Genomic DNA, 21709 nt, shown 5'->3' with positions numbered 1-21709 from the left:
CGGAGGTTACCCCATGAGCAACGCCGTCGAAGCCCCGGCCGGCCGCGGCATTGACTTCGACCCGGCGCGGCTGGATGCCTACCTGCGCCGGGCTGTGCCGGGCCTCGCCGGCGATCTCGCCGTCGAGCGGACGGTGGGCGGCATGTCCAACCCGACCTACTTCCTGCGTCGCGGCGACTGGCAGGCCGTGCTGCGCAAGCAGCCCAACGCGGTGTTGATGGCGTCGGCCCACGCGATCGATCGCGAGTTCCGCGTCCTGACCGCGCTGCGCGGGAGCGCCGTGCCCGTTCCGGCGCCGCTGCTGTATTGCGACGACCGGGAAGTCCTCGGCACGCCGTTCTATCTCATGGAGCGCGTCGACGGGCGGGTGTTCGAAGGCTTTGCGATGCCCGGCGTGGCGCCCGAAGAGCGTCGCGCGATGTATGACTCGATGGGCGCCACGATGGCGGCGCTGCACAGTCTGGACTTCCGCGCTGTGGGCCTCGCCGACTTCGGCCGTCCGGGCAACTACTTTGCGCGGCAGTTCAGCCGCTGGTCGCAGCAGTGGGCGCAGTTCCGCCAAGGCGACGACGACAACCCCGATCTCGATCGCATCGTGGCCTGGCTCGGCGAGCGAGTCCCGGAGAGCCAGACCCTCGCCTTGTGCCACGGCGACTTCCGCATCACCAACATGATGTTCCATCCGACAGAGCCGCGCGTCGTGGCCGTGCTCGACTGGGAACTGTCGACGCTCGGCCATCCGCTGGTGGATGTGGCCTTCAACAGTCAGGCCTGGCGCATGGCGACCGACGAGAACGGCGGTCTGCTGGGCCTGCCGCTGGCCGAACTCGGCATCCCGACCGAGGAGGACTACCTCCGGCGCTACTACCGGCTTGCCGGATCGCACGAGCGCATGACGACCTTCCACCAGGTGTTCGCGATGTTCCGGGGGGCTGTCGGCAGCGCGGGTGTGGCGGCGCGTGGCGATGCGGGCAACGGCTTCTTGCCGGACGCGGCGCGCGTGGGGCGCAAGCTTGCGCGCGCATACGCCCAGCGCGGGGCCGCATTGATAGCGGGCCGGTAAGTCATGATGACTGTCGACGAAGCCATCCTGCAGCGGCGTTCGGTGCGCGGCTTCCTGCCCGACGAAGTGCCGCAGCGCACGCTGGATGAGGTGTTTGCCATCGCCCAGCGTGCACCATCCAACTGCAACGTTCAGCCCTGGATACCGCATGTCGTCTCGGGTGCGGCGCTCCAGCGGCTTCGGACCGCACTGGTCGAAGCCGGCCTGCGCGGTGATCCGATCGACCCCGATTGGCCCGCCGAAGGCAAGTTCGACGGCGTGTACCGTGCGCGCCAGGTCGACGCGGCGGTGCAGCTCTACGGCGCCATGGGTGTCGAGCGAACCGATCTCGTCGGACGACGTGCTGCGTACGTTCGCAATCTCGACTTCTTCGGCGCGCCGCATGCCGTTTTCATCTTCATGCCACAGCCTTTCGATACACGCGAGGCCACGGACATCGGCATGTACGCGCAAACGCTCATGCTGGCCATGACGGCCCGGGGCATCGCGACTTGCGCCCAGGGCGCGCTCGGCCTGTACCCCGGCATCGTGCGGGCCACGCTCGGGCTGCCAGACACACAGCGGCTGCTGTTCGGTGTCTCCTTCGGCCATGAGGATCCGGCCGAAAAGGCCAACACTGCACGCGTCGGCCGCGCGCCGACCGGCGAGGCCGTTCGCTTCCATCGCTGATCCCGCGCCGGGCCGCATGGTACTCCGTACTAACCATAGGTAGTACGCATGCGTATGGTACGTTATGCTGACGTTTTGAACGGAGACAAGCGCCTTCATGAACCTGCAGAACGTCATCGGACGCAGTTTCGAAACGACGGACCAGAGCTACGACTGGCGGGACTCCGCGTTGTATGCCCTCGGCCTGGGCATGGGCTCCGACCCACTCGATGAAGACGAATTGCCCTACGTTTTCGAGGGCCGAGAGCAGCACGCCGTGCCCAGTCAGTGCATGGTGTTGGGCTGGCCTGCGTTCTGGCACGCCGATCCCGAGGCCGGTATCGACTGGGTGAACATCCTGCACGGGGAAGAGCGCTTCGTGCTGCACCGGCCCTTGCCGCTGAATGCCGAGATCCGGGCCGCGCACAGCGTGCGTGCCGTGGTCGACAAGGGCGTCGGACGCGGCGCGCTGATCTACTTCGACACCGAGATTGCCGACGCGCGATCCGGCGAGCCTCTGGCCAGCCTGTCTTCAACGCAGTTCCTGCGCGGCGATGGCGGCTGCGGCAGCCATGGCGTAGCGCCGCCCGCCATGCCCGCGCTGCGCGACGATGCCGAACCGAGCGTCAGCGTCGAGTACCGCACCACGCCGCAGGCTGCGCTGCTGTACCGCCTGGTCAGCCGCGACTACATGCCGATCCACGCCGATCCTGTGGTGGCGCGCCAAGCGGGCTTCGAGCGGCCGATCTCGCACGGGCTCAACACGATGGGCCTGGCCTGCCGGGCGATCCTGAAGCACTTCAGCCCCGGGCGCCCCGAGCGCCTGCGCTCGATGTCCGTGCGCTTCGTCCAACCGGCCCTTCCGGGCGACACCATTCGCATCGACCTGTTCGAAGAGGGCGACACGCTGCGCTTCCGCGCGCTGGCGGTCGAACGCTACGTGACGGTGCTCGACCGGGGCGAGTGCATCCTGGTCGGCCACTAGACGGGAGTGGACATGGACCTTTCAAGCATCTTCAACGTCGCCCAACTCGCCAACGCGCTGGCGCTGGCGTCGCTGCTGACAATCCTCGCCAGCGGCCTCGCGCTGATCTTCGGCCTGCGCGACGTGATGAACTTCGGGCATGGCGCGCTGTTCATGCTGGGCGCCTACCTGGGCTATACCTTCTCGGGCCTCTTCAGCTTCTGGGCGGCCCTGCTGATTGTCCCGCTGCTGCTGGCGGTGCTGGGCGTGGCGTTCGAGTACGCGGTGATCAGGCCGTTGCAGCATCGCTCGCACATGGACGTGGCGCTCGTTACTTTCGGGCTGGCGCTGGTGCTCAGCCAGGTGGTGATCAAGATCTGGGGCACGGCGCCGTTGCAGCTTGATGCGCCGGCGTCGCTGGCCGGGTCGATCGATCTGTTCGGCCAGCGCTATCCGGCGTACCGGATCTTCCTGATCGCCGTGGGCTTCGGAACCTGCGTGGCCCTGGCCGTGTGGCTCAAGTACACGCGATCGGGCATGCACGTGCGTGCCGTCAGCCAGCAGCCAATGGTGGCGCGGATGATGGGCGTCAACACCGATCGCCTGAGCCTGCTCGTGGTGTGCATGGGCACGGGCTTCGCCGGATTGGCCGGCGTGCTGGCCGGACCCTACCTGTCCGTCGACCCCGCGATGGGCGGCAGCATCCTGATCAGTTGCCTGATGGTCGTCGTCATCGGCGGGCTGGGCAGCATTGGTGGCGCGATCGCCGCGGCGGTGGTCTACGGCCTGATCCAGGTGATCGGCACGCTGGTCTCGCCGACCTTGGCCGTGATGGCGCCCTACCTGCTGTTGTTCTTCGTCTTGCTGTGGCGGCCGCAAGGGCTTGGCCGAGGGAGGGTTGCCTGATGGCCATCGCACAAGGACTCAGCATGGTTGCGCCGCCGCCCTCTGCTGTCACCCGCAAGGTGCCGAGTCTTCTCAAGCCGGCGCTCGTCGTGGCGGTGCTCGTCGTGTTGGGGCTGTTCCTGCCGACGGTGGTGAAGAGTTCGTTCTACCTGGGGCTTCTCATCAATGCCATCGTGCTGGGCATTGCGGCCGTCGCGATCGGGTTCCTGGCGCACCAGAGCGGGCTGATGATGTTCGGCGCGGCTGCTTTCACGGGCAGCGCGACCTACCTCTTCGCGATCGCGGTCACCCAGTTGGGCTGGAACGTGATGACGGCGGCCTGCTTCACGCTGCTCGCGTCGACATTGCTGTCCGCGTCGATCGGCGCGCTCGTGGTCCGCGCGCGACCACTGCCTTTCGCAATGCTCACGCTGGCCCTGGCCCAGATGCTGCGATCGATGGTGATGATCACCGACTTCCGGCCGGTGACCGGCGGCGACGACGGCCTCGCGCTGAACTTCACGGGGAGCTTCTTCGGACTGACCCAGGCGCAGCTCGCCAGGCCCGAGCTGTTCTGGCCCGTCGCCTGGCTGGCGTTGTGTGGTGTGATGCTGCTGGCCTGGAGCGTGGGGCATTCGCGCACCGGCCGCGTGCTGCGCGCGATCCGCGCCAATGAAGAGCGGATGCGTTTCTCGGGCTTCAACACCTACGCGCCGCGGGTGCTCGCGTTCACGATATCGGGATTCATCGCGGCGATTTCCGGCCTGCTGACGGGCCTGCACACGGCATTCGCCTCGCCCGAATTGCTGGACTTCGTGACCGGTGGCCATGCCTTGGTGTCGACCCTGATCGGTGGCGTCGGCACCGTTGCCGGGCCCGTGCTCGGCGCGCTCCTCTACGTCATCGGGCAAGACCAGTTCGGCGCAACCGGACACCTCGAATTGCTGACCGGCCTGGCCGTGGTGCTGGTCATCGTCGCGTTCCCGGAGGGCACCATGGGCTTCATTCGAGACAACCTGGCGAAGCTCTTCGGGAAGAGCACCGCACCGACTTCAGGAGGCCGCGATGTTGCGCGTTGAAGACCTGAGCGTGTCCTATGGCAGCGTGAAGGCGCTCGAAGGCATCAACCTGGAAGTTTCGCAGCGCGGCGTGCTGCACGGCGTGATCGGACCGAACGGCGCGGGCAAGTCGACCTTGATGGATGCCATCACCGGACGGCGCAAGCCGACGCGCGGACGGGTCTTCGTCAACGGCCAGGACATCACGCACCATTCCGTGGTGCAACGCCGCCGTCTCGGCATGTCGCGATCGTTTCAGCGCACCAGCATCTTGCCGGGCATACGCGTTGGCGAACAACTGGAGCTCGTGGCATCGCAACTCGGCGAGGAAGATCTGGCAGGCATCGTCGATACGCTGGAACTCGGCGGCGTGTATGACGAGATGGCTGACAGCATCGCCTACGGTGACCAGCGGCGCGTCGATATCGCGCTGGCGTTGATCGGCCAACCCGCACTGATGCTGCTCGATGAACCCGCGGCCGGACTTTCGACCAGCGAGACGATCACGCTGTTCGAGCACTTGGCGGCAGTGGCGCACAAACGCAACGTCTCGGCGCTCGTGGTCGAGCACGACGTCGAGGCCGTGTTTCGCTTCTGCGACTCGATCACTGCGCTCGACCTGGGCCGGCTGCTGGCGCACGGCTCGCCGGCGCAGGTGCGCAGCGACCCGAAAGTCATTGCCGCCTACCTGGGGACCGCCGCATGAGCTTCATCCATGTCAAGGGCCTGCGGGCCGGCTACGGCAAGTCGGTGGTGCTGCGCGATGTCGACCTGCAGATGGAGGAGGGGGAGGCCGTCGCGGTGGTCGGAAAGAACGGGGCCGGCAAGTCCACGCTGCTGATGTCCTTCTTCGGGGGCACGACCATCAGTGGCGGTTCCGTGGAAGTCGGCGGCATCGCGCTGCAGAAGCTGCCCGCCTACCGGGCCGCCATGCAGGGTGTCACGCTGTCGCCGCAGGGCCGCATGATCCTGCCGCACCTGACCGTGGGCGAGAATCTCCTGCTCGGTGCCGCCTGCAGGCGCAAGGGCCACTGGACCATGGAGTCGGTCTACAAGCTCTTCCCGGTGCTCCGCGAGCGGCGCGACAAGATGGGTACCGAGCTCAGCGGCGGCCAGCAGCAGATGCTGGCGGTCGGGCGGGCGCTGCTCGGCAATCCGCGCGTGCTCTTGCTGGACGAGCCTTCCGAAGGCCTGTCGCCCGTGCTGGTCGATGAGTTGGCCGACATCTTCAACAAGATCCGCGCCGCCGGCACCGGCGTGCTGATGGTCGAGCAGCACCTGAACCTCGTGCGCCGCGTCAGCCAGCGCTTCGTGGTCATGGCCAAGGGCGAAATCATCGACCGTGGCCGCACTGCCGACATCGATGCCGAGCAGCATCGCGCGGCCCTGGCCTTCTAGCCTTCTAGTTCCCTACCCACAGGAGATCCTCATGATCAGAAAGTTGTGCGCCCTGTTTGCCATCTCGGCCGTCCTGCAGGGGCCCGCGTGGGCACAGGAGACCATCAAGCTGGGTGTGGTGAATATCGACACCGGTCCGTTCGCCGTCAGCGGAGCCTACGTGAACGACGGCGCGGCATTCGCGGTGGAGCGTCTCAATGCTCAGGGCGGCGCGCTCGGCCGCAAGTACGAACTCATCACGCAGAACCACGCAGGCACGCCGGCGACGGCGATCGCCGCTGCCAATCGGCTGGTGGAGCAACAGGGCGTTTCCTTCTTCACCGGCTTGAATCCATCGGGCACATCGCTCGCCATCGCGTCGAAGATGTCGGGGCTGAATGCGCTGTTCATCGACGCCACGGCCGCATCGGACGACCTCACCGGCAAGAACTGCGGCCAGAACTATTTCCGCATCGGCATCACCGACGGCATGCAGGTCAACAGCCTGCGCGAGCAGAGCAAGGCAAGCGGCGTCAAGACCTGGGACCTGCTGATGGCCGACATCGCGGTCGGGCATGACACCGCCAAGCGATTCACAGCCGCGATGCAGGAGAGTGGCGGCAAGGTGAACAAGACGCTGTTCGCGCCGATCACCGCGTCCGATCTCGGCAGCTACATCGCGCAACTGCTGGACAAGCCGGCCGAAGGCCTGCTGATGTACTACCCGTCGTCGGGCGGCATCGCGCTCATCAAGCAGCAGCAGCCGTTCAAGCTGTTCGAGAAGTACAAGACAGTGGTGTCCGCCTCGATGGTCAACGAGATCCTCATCGGCGCGCACGGCGACGCGAGCGTCGGCCTCTGGTCCGCGCAGAGCTACTTCTGGACCATGCCCGGCGAGCGGAATACGGCTTTCGTGAAAGCCTTCGAGGAGCGCTACAAGCGGAAGCCGACCTACATCGACGTCGACGCCTACCTGTCGTTCGATCTCGTGCACCAGGCCATCCTGAAGGCGAAGTCGGCCGAGGTGCCTGCGGTGCGCGCGGCACTCGAGGGCCTCAAGGCGAACACGGTGGTCGGGGAAGTTGAGATGCGCGCCGCCGACCATCAGCTGTTGCGTCCGTTGGTCGTGGTGCAGGCGGTCAAGGCCGGCGACGGCAAGGGTGAGATCGTGATGCGATCGATCGAGCCGACCGCGCAGATCGCGCCCCCGGTCAGTCCCGAATGCAAGATGAAGATGTAGACCGCGCCGAGCGGCCAGGACGGAAGATGCGGCTCTCCGAAATACTTGAACAGGACTTCGGCACCCTCCCGGCACTGATCCGGGCACATGCCGAATATCGCCCGCGCGACCCTGCGCTGGTGCTCGACGACCGTGTGGTGGACTACGGCACGCTCGACGCGATGATGGACCGGGTGGCCGCCGCCCTGCAGCGAGATGGCGTGCAGCCACGCGAGGTCGTCGCGATCTCCGCTTCCACGTCGATCGAATACGCAGCCGTGTTCCTCGGCGGCCTGCGTGCAGGGCTGGCCGTCGCGCCGCTGGCCCCTGACACCACACCGGCCGGCCTGGCCGCGATGGTGGCCGATGCGGGCGCGCGAATCCTGTTTCTCGACGCGGTGGTCGCGAAGTCGCTCGAAGATATGTCGGGCAGCATCGCCGCACGCCGGATCGCGCTCGACGACTCGCCGGCCGGCGAGGCTCTGTCCGCGTGGCTTGCGCCGTCCGACACGGCACCGAAGCCGGTGGATGTGAAGCCGGACTGGACCTTCAACATCATCTATTCGTCGGGCACCACGGGCACGCCCAAGGGCATCGCGGTGCCTTACTCGTACCGATGGGCGCACGTCAGGCTCTTCACGAGCCTGGGCTACGGCCCGCATGCATCGGTCCTGGTGTCGATCCCGTTGTATTCGAACATGACGCTGTCCAGCTTCCTGCCGGCGTTGTCGCTGGGCGCGAAGGTCGTGCTCATGAAGAAGTTCGATGCAGGCGCCTACCTGATGCTGGCCGAACACCATCGCGTGACGCACAGCATGATGGTTCCGGTGCAGTTCCAGCGGATCATGGCGCATCCGCAGTTCGACCAATTCGACCTTTCGTCTTTTCGCATGAAGTCTTGCGGAAGCGCGCCGTTTCCGTCGGGGCTCAAGGCCGACGTGCTGGCGCGATGGCCCGGTGGGCTGACCGAGTACTACGGCATGACGGAGGGCGGCGGCGTGTGTGCGCTGCCCGCGCACGAGCGTCCGGACAAGCTGCATACCGTCGGCAAGCCCGCACCCGGCCATGACATGCGCGTGATCGACGAGGACGGGCAGGAATTGCCGCGCGGATCGATCGGCGAGATCGTGGGACGCTCGGGAACGATGATGGCCGGCTACCACAACCTCCCGGCCAAGACTGCCGAAGTCGAATGGTTCGATGCAGAGGGGCGGCGTTTCATCCGCAGCGGTGACGTCGGGCGCTTCGACGAGGATGGCTTCCTCGTCCTGCTCGACCGCAAGAAGGACATGATCATCTCGGGCGGTTTCAACGTCTATCCGAGTGACGTCGAAGCGGTGATGCGCACGCACATGGATGTTGCCGATGTCGCCGTATTCGGCGTGCCCTCCGAGCGATGGGGCGAGACGCCGGTGGCCTGTGCGGTATTGCGTGAGGGTTCCGCAGTGTCGGCGGAGCAGCTTCAGACCTGGACCAACGAGCGCCTCGGCAAGCCACAGCGGCTCTCCGCGGTGTGCGTCGTCGAGAGTCTCCCGCGCAGCGACATCGGCAAGGTGCTCAAGCGCCAATTGCGCGACAGCTACGGTGCGGTCGCTTCGAACTAGATCGACAAAGGACCAGGCAATGGGACCACTCAAGGGAATCAGGGTCGTGGAAATGGCGGGCCTCGCGCCCGGGCCCTTCGCGGCAATGATGCTGGCTGACATGGGTGCCGAGGTGCTGCGCATCGAGCGGCCCGGGCAGGCGCATCCGCCGGGGCATCCGCGCATCGAACTGCTCAATCGCAGCCGCTCGGCGATCGCGCTCGAGCTCAAGACGCCGGCTGGCATGGGCGCACTGCGTCGTCTGCTTGCTGATGCCGATGCATTCATCGAGGGATTCCGGCCGGGCACGATGGAGCGCCTTGGATTGGGTCCGGAACCCGCTCTCGCGCTGAATCCGAAGCTCGTCTACGGGCGCATGACGGGGTGGGGCCAGGACGGGCCCCTCGCCAAGGCGGCAGGCCATGACATCAACTACGTCGCGCTCACCGGCGCCTTGCATTCGATCGGCCGCAAGGACGGGCCGCCCGCCGTGCCGTTGAACCTGGTCGGCGACTTCGGTGGCGGCGGCATGTACCTGGCATTTGGCATCGTGTGTGCGCTGCTCGAGGCACGGCAGTCTGGCAAGGGCCAGGTCGTCGACGCCGCGATGGTCGATGGCGCGGCCTCGCTGATGACTTACATCTACGCCATGCTTGCAGACGGCAAATGGAGCGACCGGCGCGGCGAGAACTCGCTCGACGGTGAGACGGCGCCGTGGTACGGCGTCTATGAGACTGCCGATGGCGGGTACATCAGCATCGCATCGGCGGAGCCGCAGTTCTATGCGGAATTGCTGCGCCTCACGGGCCTGGCGGGACAAGCGCTGCCGGATCAACTCGACCGGGACAGTTGGCCTGCGTTTCGGGAGCGGCTGGCGGCGGTGTTTCGCGAAAAGACCCGCGCGGAATGGTGCGCGATCATGGAAGGCAGCGACGTGTGCTTCGCACCTGTGCTGACGCTGGCCGAGGCGGTCGCGCATCCGCACAATCGTGCGCGCGGGACCTTTGTCGAGGTGGGCGGCGTCATGCAGCCTGCGCCCGCACCGCGCTTCAGCCGCACCGTGCCGGAAGCGCCGAAGCTGCCGAGCGTCGCAAGCGGGGACCCGGAAGCGATCCTGTCGTCGTGGGGTTTCGAGTCCGGCGAGGTGGCGGCATTGAAGGCCGAAGGCGCTTTCGGCGCGCGCTAGGGCGTGCGTTTGCTCACGGGGTGGATTCGTTGAGCGTGCGCACGCGCACGTCGTCAAGCGAAGTGCCCACAGCGCGTGTCACCGAACAATGGTCAATCGAGAAGGTGTCTGTGCCCGGCGTGCGCAGCGCGTGCGCGACCAGCGTCTTGATGGGCATGCCGTGAGAGAACACCGCGATGGTGTTGCCTCGCGGCTCTGCGAGCAATTGCGCGAAAGCCCCGAGCACGGTTTGCCTGAACTCGTCAGGGTCGATGCCCAGAAAGCGCGGCGGCGAGGCCAGGAATTCGGCCCAGCGATGCGGTTCCTCGCGACGGATGGTTTCCGGCGACCGGTAGCGCGTCGTGTTCAGGTCGCATTCGGCCAGCCCCGGGACCACCTCGATCTCGATGCCCAGGAGCCGCGACAGCGGGGCCGCGGTATCGAGCGCACGCTGCTGCGGGCTGCTCACGATGCGATCGATGGGCTCGAAACCGAGACGCCTGATGGCTACCGCGCGAGCCTGTGCATGCCCGCTTGCGTGCAGCGGCGGATCGCCGGGATTCAGTGCGTGGCCTTCGTCGGGACGGCCGTGGCGCACGAGCAGAAGTTGCTTGATCGACATATTGCGCATAATAACCGTATGCACGTGTACGACATAGTCGAAATACCATCATGAACCCGCGCAACGACCGCGCACATGATTGCCGGCGACCGCAACGACGCTTTCGTGCGCAGCATGATCGCGTTTCTGGAGCGGAACGTCCCGGTTACTTCTCCGCGCCCATCGTGATGACGATTTTTCCGAACTGCTCTCCGTGTTCGAGGCGATCGAACGCGGCGGGCAGTTCGTCCAGCGTGTAGCGCCGGTCGATCACGGGCTTGATGCTGCCGGCGGCGAAGCGCGCCAGAAGTTGCCTGCATTCCTCCATGCTGCCGCCGGTCGAGCCGTACACCTCCAACTGTCGGATGAAGAGCCGCTGGAGGTCCGCCGACGGGTTGGAGCCGGTCGTCGCGCCGCAGGTGACAAGACGGCCTCCGCGCCGCAGCGACCTCAGTGAATCGTCCCAACTTGCCTCACCAACGCTGTCGATCACCATGTCGACCCCTTCGCCATGGGTGAGCTCCAGGATGCGCTTCGCGACCTTCTCGCGCCGGTAGTTGACCCCTGCCGCGGCGCCGAGCGATAGCGCGCGCTCGATCTTCTCGTCGCTCGATGACGTCACGAGCACGCGAGCGCCCGCGTGCAGCGCCAACTGCAGGCATGCCACGGCGACGCCGCCGCCCACGCCGACGATCAACAGGGTCTCTCCGGGCCGAAGTGCGCGCTTGCCGAAGAGCATGCGCCACGCCGTCAGGTAGGCGGCGAGGAGAGCGCCGGCGTCGACGAGGTCGACATGATCGGGCAGCGGCAGCACGCAGCGCGCCGGCATCGCGACGTATTCCGCAAAGCCCCCGTTCCGGTGCTCGCCCATGATCTTCGCGCGCAGGCACAACGGCTGATCGCCGGCCAGGCAGTAGCGACAGGTGCCGCAGAAGGCGTTGGAATACACGACGGCTTTCTGTCCCGCCTTGAGTCCGCCGTCGGCATCGGCTTCGACGATCACGCCGGCCGCCTCGACACCCAGCGTCTGCGGCAGGTCATGCGTGATTCCGCTGCCGTTGTCGCGCATGTACAGATCGACACGATTCAGGCCCGCGGCGTGCACGCGCAACAGGACTTCGCCCTCGCGGCGTACCGGCATGGGCGCTTCGCGCACGAAGAGGCCGTCACGGCCCCGCTGTTGCAGTACGGCGGCTTTCATCGATGCATCCTTCCAAAAATACAGTTAGTATGTGGATAGTGCGATAGCGTACGACATATGGAAAACACTGACCGGAGAGGTTTTGTGTCGTCCGATCTACAAGGAGCTTTGTGATGCCCGGGCCATTGGATACGAACGCCGCCATGCCGCGCCGCCTTGCACGCACGGTCTGTCTCATCACCGGCGCCGCGCGCGGCATCGGCCTCGCGATCGCCGAGCGCTTCGGTGCCGAAGGTGGTCGCATCGCCTGCCTCGACGTCGGCGCCAGCCGGCTCGATGGCGCAGTTTCAGGGCTCGTGGCGCGCGGCATCGAGGCGCGTGGCTACGTGGCGGACGTGGGCCGTCGCGATGCGGTCGCTGCCGCGTTCGAGGCCGTCGAGCGGGACTTTGGTGCACCGGTCGGGGTGTTGGTCAACAACGCAGTCTGGGCCCGATTCCAGCCGCTCGAAGAGGTCGACGAGGACAGTGCCACGCACACCTTCGACGTCGGGCTCAAGGCGCTGATCTGGACCACGCAGGCGGCAGTGCCCCAGATGAAGCGCCGCGGCTCGGGCGCCGTCGTCAATCTCAGTTCTTCGTCCGCCGTGCAATCGCTGCCCCATTCCATCGCCTACGCGGCGATGAAGGCCGGCGTGCTCGGCCTGACCCGTGCCGCTGCGGTGGAGTTGAGCCCGCACCGCATCCGCGTGAACGCGATTCTTCCCGGAATGATCTGCACGCCGGCTTCGATCGGGAAGTTCGACGACGCGACGGTGACCGCCCGTCTGGCCGCCATGCCGCTCGGTCGCTTTGGCGAGCCCGACGAGATCGCGTCCGTCGCGGCCTTCCTGGCGAGCGACGACGCCCGCTACATCCAGGGCGCGCAACTGGCGGTCGACGGCGGCTGGACGATCGCGACACGCTGAATCCATTGAACGCGATTCCCAAGGAGAAACAGCATGAGCAGACTCGCCGACAAGCGCTGCGTGATCACTGGCGCGGGCAGCGGCATCGGGCGCGCCAGCGCGATCCGCTTTGCACATGAAGGAGCCTCGGTATTGGTCGTCGGCCGCAGTGCCGACAACACCGAAGAAACCGCTGCGATCGTCCGCTCGGCGGGCGGCCGCGCCGTCGCGATGGTGGCCGACGCGACCGCCGAGGCCGATGTCGAGGCCGTCGTCGCGCAGTGCATCGCCGAGTTCGGCGGGCTCGACGTGTTCTTCGCGAACGCGGGAACGCCGGGAACCAATACGCCGCTCCTGGAGCAGACCGTGGAAGAGTGGAACGACGTGTGGCGGGTGAACACCATCAGCGCCTTCCTCGCGGTGAAGCATGCCGGGCGATTCATGACACAGAAGGGTGGTGGATCGATCATCCTCACCTCTTCGGCAGCTTCGTTGCGAGCCAACGCAGGCTCGATCCAGTACAGCGCAAGCAAGGCCGCCGTGAACAGCCTGGCGCAATGCGCGGCCAATGCGTTGACCGGCACGGGCGTGCGCGTCAACGCGATCCTTCCCGGGTTGGTGGAGACCAAGATGACGCGCAAGGTCTTCGAGCAGGCGCGAGAGCGCGGCATCGAGGCGCGCATCGGCCACATGACGCCGTTGAAGCGCGCCGGCCGCCCCGACGAAATCGCGGCGATGGCCGCCTTCCTCGCCAGCGACGACAGCTCTTTCGTCACCGGCCAGTGCTACGCGGTGGACGGCGGGGTGAGCAGCACCCATCCCCACGGGCGCATCGCGCTGTGATGCGAAGTCTGTGATCGCGGTTCACAGCTGATGTGCCATGTGCGGCCTTGTTGCAGGCGCGGCCGCACGCGATGCTGGCCCTTTCGAGCAGGAGCGATGCCGCGCAGAACGGCACGCATTCCATCAGCAGGAGACAGACTGCATGAATCGTTCCCCAGAGGCCTTCGACTACATCGTGATCGGTGCCGGATCGTCAGGCTGCGTCATCGCGAACCGGTTGTCGGCAGACCCGGCCGTTCGTGTCGCGTTGATCGAAGCGGGACCTTCGGACCGGCGCTTTCCGGTCAACCTCAAGACAGCGCTTCCGGTGGGCAATATCTTTCTCCTGCCGCATGCGCGTTATAACTGGCGGCACAGCTTCGCGGGCGGCGAGGCTGTCGACAACCGCACCATAGGCTGCCCGCGCGGCAAGCTGTTCGGCGGGTGCAGTTCGGTGAATGGTTCGGTGTACATCCGCGGCCACCGCCGCGACTACGACGAGTGGGAAGCCCTCGGCAATCCCGGCTGGGGTTACGACGACGTGTTGCCGGTGTTTCGGCAGCACGAGAAGCGTCATGCGGGCGGCTCGGCGTACCACGGCACGGTCGGGGAACTGGATGTCAGCCTGCCGAAGTCCCCCAATGTGCTCTCCCGCGCCTTCGTCGATGCTGCCGTCGAGGCCGGGCATCGCCGCAGCGATGACTTCAATGGTCCCGAGCAGGACGGGTACGGCATCTACGAACTCAACCAACGCGAGGGCGTGCGGTTGAGCAATTCGCGAGCGTTCCTGCATCCGGTGCTGGAGCGCCCCAACCTCACGGTGTTCGCTGACACGCTGGTTGAGAAGATCGAGTTGGAGGGCGACCATGCGGTGGGCGTGCGCATCGTCCAGGACGGCCAGCGACGGCTGTTGGGCGCATCGAGCGAGGTCGTGCTTTCCGGTGGTGCGGTGAATTCGCCGCAACTTCTGATGCTCTCAGGCATCGGCCCTGAAGCGCATTTGCGGCGCATGGGCGTTCCTGTGAAGCTCGCCTTGCCCGGCGTGGGTCACAACCTGCAGGACCACCCGACCGTCTATGTCTCGCACCGCAATCCGAGCGGCGAATCCTACGCGCTGTCCCCCCAATCATGGGCACGCGTGGCGCTCAGCCCGTTGCGCTACCTGTTCAACCGCACGGGCATGCTTTCGTCGAACGCGGCCGAGGCCGGCGGTTTTGTGCGCACGCTGCCTGGACTCGACCGCGCCGATGTGCAGATGACCTTCCTGGTCGGCCTGAAGGGCAATGCGCGTGTCATTCCCCGGGACCACGGCTTCATGGTGCTCGTGCAGTTGCTTCGGCCGGTCTCGCGTGGGCACCTGGAACTGGCATCGGCCGATCCGGCCGCCAAGCCGGTGATGCATCCGAATTTCCTCGAAGACCCGGCCGACATGGCGACGCTGGTGCGCGGCGTGCGCGAGGCGCGCCGTATCTTCGGCGCTTCGGCATTGGCGCCGTTCTCGGGCGGTGAGATCGAGCCCGGCGCCGGCGTACAGGACGATGCCGACCTCGAAGCCACGCTGCGGGCGCAGGTCAACACCGCGTATCACCCCGTGGGGACCTGCAAGATGGGGCCGGCCAGTGATCCGATGGCCGTCGTGGATGCCGAGTTGCGCGTCCATGGCATACGGGGCCTTCGCGTCGCGGATGCTTCGATCATGCCCAACATCATCGGAGGCAATACCAGCGCGCCGGCGACCATGATCGGCGAGCGCGCCGCCTCCTTCCTGCGCGGCGAAGGTCTGGCCGCTGTTCGCAAGACACCTGCCAACGCCGCCCACTTCGACGTGCGACATGGCACCCCGGCCGAGGTGGACTGACGCCCGGCGAACCACTCGATTCATTCAACGAGGCACACGACCATGCAGCAGCCAAGCACTCTCCCCATGCCGGCCTTTCTCGACGGCAGCGTCAAGCGGATGTTCATCGACGGCAAACATGTCGCATCGAACTCGGGCCGCACCTTCAAGACCGTCAATCCCAGCACCGGCGAGGTGCTGGCCGAAGTGGCCGAGGCCGATGAGCAGGATATCGCGCTTGCTGTCGCCGCCGCGCGCCGCGCCTTCACCGGTCCCTGGAGCAAGTTCAAGCCCTTCGACCGTCAGCAGGTGATGCTTCGGCTCGCAGACCTCGTGGACCAGCACTACGACGAACTGGCAATGCTCGACACGCTGGACATGGGCGGACCGATCTCGCGCACCACGCTGGGCCGGCGACGCGCGGTCGGTCTGCTGCGCTTCTACGCAGGACTGGCGACCTCGACCCACGGCGAGACGATCGAGAACTCGGCGCCGGGAGAGGTCTTCAGCTACACGCTCAAGGAACCGGTGGGCGTGGTCGGCGCGATCAACCCATGGAATGGGCCGATCGGCCTGGCGATCTGGAAGCTATGTCCGGTGCTTGCATCGGGGTGCACCATCGTGCTCAAGCCGGCCGAACAGGCGCCGCTGTCGCCGCTGCGCCTGGTCGAACTGTGCGCGGAGGCGGGCATTCCGCCGGGCGTGGTCAATGTCGTCACCGGATTGGGTGCAGCCGGGGCGGCGCTTGCTGCCCACCCCGGCGTGGACAAGATCGCGTTCACAGGCTCGACCGAAGTGGGCCAGAAGATCATTCGCGCCTCGGCCGGCAACATCAAGCGCGTCTCGCTCGAACTGGGCGGCAAGTCGCCCAACATCGTGTTCGCCGACGCGGACCTCGATGCGGCCGTGCCAGGCGCGGCCATGGCCGTGTTCGGCAACTCGGGCCAGATCTGCAGCGCCGGCACGCGACTGTTCGTCGAGCGCAAGGTCCATGACGAGTTCGTGCACAAGGTGGCCGAATTCGCGCGAACCCTGCGCGTGGGCAACCCGCTCGATGCCGACACGCAACTCGGCCCGCTCGTTTCGAAGGAGCAACTCGATCGGGTCTGCGGCTATCTCGCTGCCGGCAAGGAGGAGGGCGCCAAGGCTTTGGCAGGCGGGAAGCGGATCGACCGCGACGGGCTTTCCAAAGGCTATTTCGTCGAGCCGACCGTGTTCACCGGCGTCAGGGACGAGATGAAGATCGCGCGCGAGGAGATCTTCGGCCCCGTGATCTCCGCGCTTCCCTTCGACGACATCGACGACATGCTCCGGCGCGCCAACGACACCGACTACGGCCTGGCAAGCGGCGTGTGGACGCGCGACGTGAGCAAGGTGCACCGCGTCGCCAAGGGATTGCGCGCCGGCTCGGTCTGGGTCAACTGCTATCAGGTGATGGACCCGGCCGTGCCCTTCGGGGGCTACAAGATGAGCGGCTATGGCCGCGAATCCGGTGCCCAGCACATGGAGGAATACCAGCAGACGAAAGCGGTGTGGATCAAGACCGATTGACGGTGGATACTGCCGTGTCATGAACGATCGCATCCGGGAACTCGACGTCTTCCTTCGCGTCACCGAAGAGACCAGTTTCTCCGCCGCCGCGCGCAGCCTCGACTGCAACCCGTCGACCGTCAGCAAGTTGATCCAGCGGATGGAGGATCGGCTCGGCGTGCGCCTGTTCCACCGCACGTCGCGCGTGCTCAAGCTCACGCGCGAGGGCGAGCGGTTCCTCGAAGGTGCGCATCGCGTGATCGACGCGCTGGAGGAGGCCGAGAGCGGCCTCGGCCAGTCGCGGCTGGAGGCATCGGGTGTGCTGCGCATCAACTGCCCGCTGCTGCTGGCGCAGTACCAGATCTCGCCGTTGATGCCGGAGTTCCTGGAACGGCATCCGAAGATGCGTGTCGAGTTCGTGCTGACCGCGGCACCGATCGACATGTTCGAAAACCAGGTCGACGTCTCGTTTCAGAGCGGCAGCATCCCCGATTCGTCGCTGGTGGCGAGGCGCATCGCCACCACGCGCTGGAGCATGTGCGCAGCGCCCAAGTACCTGGCCCGGGCCGGCATCCCGCTGACGCTCGAAGACCTGTCGCAACACAACTGCCTGAACTTCCTGGCCGGATCCTTCCGAAGCGGCTGGCCGTTGCGCAACGGAGACGAGCACATCACGCTCGACGTCAAGGGCAACATCGGCAGCAACTCGGCGGAGCTGCTGCGCACATTCGCCGTCAACGGCCTCGGCATCGTGCGACTGTCGGACATCCACATCGGACCGGACATCGAATCCGGTCGCCTCGTGCGTGTGCTGGAGGGGCTCCAGGTGGATGCGGAAGAGCCACTGTATGTGGTCTATGCGAGCAAGCGCAACCAGAGCTTGCGGGTGCGGGCGTTTCTCGACTTCATCAACGAGAAGTTTCGCGCCGGCTGGGTCGAAGCCTGAACCCTTTCTGGGGCCCGTCGATCAGCGACCCTTGAACTGGGGCGTGCGCTTCTCGAAGAAGGCATTGACTCCCTCGGCCGCGTCTTCGGTTTCGAAGCAGACGTTGAAGGCGGCGGCCTCGCGGCCGAGCGCATCGCGCAAGTCGCCATGCTGTCCGCGATAGAGCGACTGCTTGGCCAGTCGGATCGCGATGGGCGGACCTGCGGCGATCCGATCGGCCAGGTCGAGGGCAGTCGGCATCAGCTGGTCGGCCGGCACGACGCGCGAGACGACGCCGAGTCGCAGCGCCTCATCGGCTTCGATCGTGTCGCCCGTGAACGCGAGCTCACAGGCCTTGGCCATGCCGACGATGCGAGGCAGCAGGTAGGTGGCGCCCGTGTCCGGTGGAAGGCCGCGCTTGACGAAGGCTTGCGCGAAACGGGCCGTGGTCGATGCAATGCGGATGTCGGCGGCCAGCGCCATGTTCATGCCGGCGCCGGCCGCCGCGCCGTTGACGGCGGCGATGACAGGCTTGCACGCTTCATGGATCGCGAGGAGCATCGCGTCGCGTGCAGGGCGGATCTTCTCCTGCAAGCTGCGACTGGCGCCGCTGCTGCGGGACTCGGCCATTTCCTTGACGTCGCCGCCCGCGCAGAAGGCTGCGCCAGCGCCTGTCAGCACGATGACCCTGACATCAGCATCCTGCTCGGCGTGGGTCATGGCGGCCACGATGTCCTGCTTCAACGTGCCGCCAATCGCATTCATGCGCTCGGGCCGGTTGAAAGTGAGAATGGCCACGCTACCGCGGCGCTCATAGAGAAGGCTGGTGTATTCGGGCGAGGTCATCGAACAGTTCCTGGGTGGCTGATGGAGAAGAGCGGAGACGATCAGGCGCGCTGCGCGCCATGGCGCAGTAACTCGCGCGCGATCACGACGCGCTGTATCTGGTTCGTGCCTTCGAAGATCTGGTTGAGCTTGGCGTCGCGCATCATCCGTTCGACTGGATAGTCCTTGACGTAGCCGTAGCCGCCGAGAACCTGCACGGCATCGGTGGTCACCTTCATCGCCATGTCGCTCGCAAAGCACTTGGCCATGCTCGCCAGCATCGGCAGGCGCTCCCACTCGCCGCGATCGCCGGCGCGCGTGCATTCATAGAGCAGGCAACGCGCGGCTTCGATCTGCATCGCCATGTCGGCCAGCATGAACTGGATGCCCTGGAACTCCGAGATCGCACGCTTGAACTGCTTGCGATCCTGCGCGTACGCGACCGCCGCTTCAAGCGCTCCCTGCGCGAGGCCGACGGACGCTGCAGCGATGGCTGGGCGATTCAGGTCCAGCGCCCGCATCGCCGCACGAAAGCCCTTGCCTTCCTCGCCGAGCATGTTCTCGGCCGGCACGCGCACGTTGTCGAGGTAGACCGGCACGTTCACGGCGCCGCGCATGCCCATCTTGCGTTCCTTCTTGCCGAAGCTCACACCCGGGCTGGCCTTGACATCGACGATGAAGGGACTGATGTTGTCGACGCCGCCCGCATCGCTGGTCTTTGCGAACACCATGATGTAGTCGGCCACGCTGCCGAAGGAGCACCACTGTTTCTGGCCCGTGATGACATAGTCGTTGCCGTCGCGAACGGCACGGGTGCGGATGGCGCTCACGTCCGAGCCGGCGCCGGGCTCGGACAGCGCGATGGCGGTCAGCGTGCGGCCCTCCGCCACGATAGGCAGGAAGCGCGTCTTCTGCGCCTCGGTGCCAAAGTGCATGAGCGGTAGCACGAACATCGTCGTCTCGCCGGCCAGCAGCCCGCAGGCTTCGGAGTAGCGCGAGATCTCCTCGCGCGCCATGCAGACCATCGTGAGATTCGCGCCCGGTCCACCGTATTCCTCGGGCACCCAAAGCTGCAGCAGGCCCATGTCGCCGTAGATCGGGATCAGTTCGGTTGGGAAGCGATCGTTCTCGTCAATCTCGGCGGCGATCGGCGCCACATGTTTTTCAGCCATCCGGCGAACGCTGTCGCGAAAGGCCAGTTCTTCGGTTGTGAAGTCCATGAAGGCTTCCTGTATTCAACGTATGGGGCGGGGCGGCTCGGTCGCGTTCATTCGGGCTGGATGTTCTGCTCGCGAATGATGGCGCTCCAGCGCGAAACGTCCTGATTGACGTAGTCCATTACCTTGGCGGGTGTGCTGCTCTCGGCGTCGACGCCGAGCGAATCGAAGCGCTTGCGGACGTCGTCCGATGCGACGGCGGTGACGACAGCCTTGTGCAGTTGGTCGATGATCTCGGGCGGTGTTCCGGCCTTGACCAGAATCGCAAACCACGAATACAGCGTGAAGCCGGGAACGGACTTGGCGATGACATCGGCGTTCGGGTCATGCGGGGAAGGAGTTTCGGAGGTCACGCCGACGAGCTTGATCTTGCCGGAGGCAATCTGGCCGCGCATCGCTTCGGTGGGTGTCGTCAGCAACACCTGCACCTCGCCGCCGAGCAGGGCATTGAGCGTCGGCGCCTGGCCCTTGTAGGGGACGTGTGTCATCTTGAGCCCCGCCTGCTTGAGCAGCAGTTCGGTGCCCAGGTGGCCGAGCGAGCCGATGCCCGCGCTGGCGTAGTTGGCGTTGCCGCCGCTGTTCTTCGCCCAGGCGAGGAAGGACTTCATGTTGTTCGCAGGCACGCCGGCACCGACCGCGAGCACCATCGTCGACTTCGCGACCATCGAGACGGGTGCGAAGTCCTTGATCGGATCGAAGCCTGCGTTCTTCTGCAGCAGCGGGGTCACGGCGCTGGGACCGTTGTTGCCGAGGAAGAGCGTGTAGCCGTCCGCTGGTGCGCGCAACACCTGCTGCGCGCCGAGAGCGCCACCGACGCCGGGCACGTTGTCGACGATCACCGTGGCGCCGCCGAGCGCCTTCTGCAGCGGCGCCTGGAGGATGCGCGCCATCGCGTCGGTGGGACCACCCGCGGCATAGGGCACGACCAGGCGGATCGGCTTGTCGGGGTAGGCGGCCTGGGCGGCGAGGGGGAGGGCGGCTGCAATCAGCACACCGAGGATGCGTTCGAGGGGTTTCATCTTGTCTCCGTTGTAGGTATCGCCTGGATCGGGGTGGTCCGGGTCAGCCGAGTTCGCGGGCGAAATCTGGCACGGCAACGAACAGGTCAGCCACGAGGCCGTAGTCGGCCACCGAGAAGATCGGGGCTTCTTCGTCCTTGTTGATCGCCACGATCACCTTGGAGTCCTTCATGCCTGCCAGATGCTGGATGGCGCCCGAGATGCCGCAGGCGATGTAGAGCTGCGGCGCCACGATCTTGCCCGTCTGGCCCACTTGCCAGTCGTTCGGCGCGTAGCCTGCGTCCACTGCGGCGCGGCTGGCAGCGAGGCCCGCGTTGAGCTTGTCCGCGAGAGGCGCCATCACCTCGGTGAACTTCTCCGCGCTGCCCAGGGCACGGCCGCCCGAGACGATGATCTTGGCAGCGGTGAGTTCGGGACGCTCGCTCTTGGTCACTTCCCGGCCCACGAAGCTCGACTTGCCGCTGTCGGCCACGCCGTCCACAGTTTCCACCGCTGCGCTGCCACCCGTGGCTGCCGCCGCATCGAAGCCCGTCGTGCGCACGGTGACGACCTTGATGGCGTCGGAGCTTTGCACGATGGCGATCGCATTGCCCGCATAGATCGGACGCTCGAAGGTGTCGGGGCTGTCGACCTTGGTGATGTCGCTGATCTGGGCCACGTCCAGCAAGGCAGCCACGCGAGGCGCCACGTTCTTGCCGTTGGCGGTAGCGGGGAACAGGATGTGGCTGTAGTTCTTGGCGATCGCCAGCACCTGGGCTGCGACGTTCTCCGCGAGGTTGTCCGCCAGGCTCGGGCTGTCAGCCACGATCACCTTGGCAACGCCTGCCACCTGGGCGGCAGCCTTGCCGGCTTCGGCGGCGTTGGCGCCAGCCACCAGCACGTGGAC

The 21709-nt window shown here is 66.2% G+C and carries 21 protein-coding genes; 15 read left to right on the top strand and 6 right to left on the bottom strand.

Translation table 11 applies throughout. From position 1 onward, the window contains the following. Positions 1-13 precede the first annotated feature (13 nt). The 10 genes from AC1DHL_RS00105 to AC1DHL_RS00060 all read left to right on the top strand — a co-directional run bounded on the left by AC1DHL_RS00105 (position 14) and on the right by AC1DHL_RS00060 (position 9983). Positions 14-1063 (top strand): phosphotransferase family protein, encoded by a 1050-nt coding sequence (locus AC1DHL_RS00105; RefSeq protein ID WP_478159677.1) that lies wholly within the window; start codon positions 14-16, stop codon positions 1061-1063. Between the two features lie 3 nt (positions 1064-1066). Next, positions 1067-1732, top strand: coding sequence for a nitroreductase (locus AC1DHL_RS00100; protein WP_478159675.1), 666 nt, complete (start codon positions 1067-1069; stop codon positions 1730-1732). 97 nt (positions 1733-1829) lie between these two features. Beyond that, complete coding sequence (locus tag AC1DHL_RS00095; RefSeq protein ID WP_478159673.1) at positions 1830-2696, top strand: MaoC/PaaZ C-terminal domain-containing protein; 867 nt, start codon at positions 1830-1832, stop codon at positions 2694-2696. A gap of 12 nt (positions 2697-2708) precedes the next feature. Continuing rightward, positions 2709-3581, top strand: coding sequence for a branched-chain amino acid ABC transporter permease (locus AC1DHL_RS00090; RefSeq protein ID WP_478159671.1), 873 nt, complete (start codon positions 2709-2711; stop codon positions 3579-3581). Further along, positions 3581-4639 carry a branched-chain amino acid ABC transporter permease gene (locus AC1DHL_RS00085; protein ID WP_478159669.1) on the top strand — a complete coding sequence of 353 codons (1059 nt, stop codon included), beginning with the start codon at positions 3581-3583 and terminating at the stop codon, positions 4637-4639. Before AC1DHL_RS00090 ends, AC1DHL_RS00085 begins: the two co-directional genes overlap by 1 nt. Next, positions 4626-5324: an ABC transporter ATP-binding protein gene (locus tag AC1DHL_RS00080; RefSeq protein WP_478159667.1), complete on the top strand. Its 699-nt coding sequence runs from the start codon at positions 4626-4628 to the stop codon at positions 5322-5324. The genes AC1DHL_RS00085 and AC1DHL_RS00080 overlap by 14 nt, the downstream gene beginning before the upstream one ends. Then, a complete protein-coding gene (locus AC1DHL_RS00075) occupies positions 5321-6016 on the top strand; it encodes an ABC transporter ATP-binding protein (protein WP_478159665.1) in 696 nt (231 codons plus the stop codon). Before AC1DHL_RS00080 ends, AC1DHL_RS00075 begins: the two co-directional genes overlap by 4 nt. A gap of 31 nt (positions 6017-6047) precedes the next feature. Further along, entirely contained in the window at positions 6048-7235 is a 1188-nt protein-coding gene (locus tag AC1DHL_RS00070; RefSeq protein ID WP_478159663.1) for an ABC transporter substrate-binding protein, read from the top strand. A 26-nt stretch (positions 7236-7261) separates the two neighbouring features. Then, positions 7262-8818: a class I adenylate-forming enzyme family protein gene (locus tag AC1DHL_RS00065; RefSeq protein WP_478159661.1), complete on the top strand. Its 1557-nt coding sequence runs from the start codon at positions 7262-7264 to the stop codon at positions 8816-8818. A 19-nt stretch (positions 8819-8837) separates the two neighbouring features. Further along, complete coding sequence (locus tag AC1DHL_RS00060; protein WP_478159659.1) at positions 8838-9983, top strand: CaiB/BaiF CoA transferase family protein; 1146 nt, start codon at positions 8838-8840, stop codon at positions 9981-9983. A 13-nt stretch (positions 9984-9996) separates the two neighbouring features. Here the strand turns inward: AC1DHL_RS00060 and AC1DHL_RS00055 are convergent, their stop codons facing one another. Beyond that, positions 9997-10584 (bottom strand): histidine phosphatase family protein, encoded by a 588-nt coding sequence (locus AC1DHL_RS00055; RefSeq protein ID WP_478159658.1) that lies wholly within the window; start codon positions 10582-10584, stop codon positions 9997-9999. 145 nt (positions 10585-10729) lie between these two features. Beyond that, positions 10730-11764, bottom strand: a complete 1035-nt coding sequence (locus AC1DHL_RS00050; protein ID WP_478159656.1) for a zinc-binding dehydrogenase — start codon at positions 11762-11764, stop codon at positions 10730-10732. Positions 11765-11877: 113 nt separating this feature from the next. Here AC1DHL_RS00050 and AC1DHL_RS00045 point away from each other — a divergent pair, with 113 nt between their 5' ends. The 5 genes from AC1DHL_RS00045 (at position 11878) to AC1DHL_RS00025 (ending at position 17783) form a co-directional block, all read left to right on the top strand. Continuing rightward, positions 11878-12669 (top strand): SDR family NAD(P)-dependent oxidoreductase, encoded by a 792-nt coding sequence (locus tag AC1DHL_RS00045; RefSeq protein WP_478159654.1) that lies wholly within the window; start codon positions 11878-11880, stop codon positions 12667-12669. Between the two features lie 33 nt (positions 12670-12702). Then, entirely contained in the window at positions 12703-13491 is a 789-nt protein-coding gene (locus tag AC1DHL_RS00040; RefSeq protein ID WP_478159652.1) for an SDR family NAD(P)-dependent oxidoreductase, read from the top strand. Between the two features lie 142 nt (positions 13492-13633). Beyond that, positions 13634-15328, top strand: coding sequence for a GMC family oxidoreductase (locus AC1DHL_RS00035; protein ID WP_478159650.1), 1695 nt, complete (start codon positions 13634-13636; stop codon positions 15326-15328). 42 nt (positions 15329-15370) lie between these two features. Further along, a complete protein-coding gene (locus AC1DHL_RS00030; protein WP_478159648.1) occupies positions 15371-16858 on the top strand; it encodes an aldehyde dehydrogenase family protein in 1488 nt (495 codons plus the stop codon). A gap of 19 nt (positions 16859-16877) precedes the next feature. After that, positions 16878-17783, top strand: coding sequence for a LysR family transcriptional regulator (locus AC1DHL_RS00025; RefSeq protein WP_478159646.1), 906 nt, complete (start codon positions 16878-16880; stop codon positions 17781-17783). 21 nt (positions 17784-17804) lie between these two features. On the opposite strand, the gene AC1DHL_RS00020 is transcribed toward AC1DHL_RS00025, so the two are convergent. The 4 genes from AC1DHL_RS00020 to AC1DHL_RS00005 all read right to left on the bottom strand — a co-directional run. Continuing rightward, entirely contained in the window at positions 17805-18608 is an 804-nt protein-coding gene (locus AC1DHL_RS00020) for an enoyl-CoA hydratase/isomerase family protein (RefSeq protein WP_478159644.1), read from the bottom strand. 41 nt (positions 18609-18649) lie between these two features. After that, positions 18650-19807 carry an acyl-CoA dehydrogenase family protein gene (locus AC1DHL_RS00015; RefSeq protein WP_478159642.1) on the bottom strand — a complete coding sequence of 386 codons (1158 nt, stop codon included), beginning with the start codon at positions 19805-19807 and terminating at the stop codon, positions 18650-18652. 47 nt (positions 19808-19854) lie between these two features. Continuing rightward, positions 19855-20823: a Bug family tripartite tricarboxylate transporter substrate binding protein gene (locus tag AC1DHL_RS00010; RefSeq protein ID WP_478159640.1), complete on the bottom strand. Its 969-nt coding sequence runs from the start codon at positions 20821-20823 to the stop codon at positions 19855-19857. Between the two features lie 43 nt (positions 20824-20866). Further along, the coding region (locus AC1DHL_RS00005; protein WP_478159638.1) for an electron transfer flavoprotein subunit alpha/FixB family protein at positions 20867-21709 on the bottom strand (843 nt) is incomplete at its 5' end.

The sequence above is a fragment of the Variovorax sp. 10L426 genome (assembly GCF_056395305.1).
The sequence above is the reverse complement of the archived record's forward strand: the minus strand, read 5'-3'. Positions and strand labels throughout refer to the sequence as shown.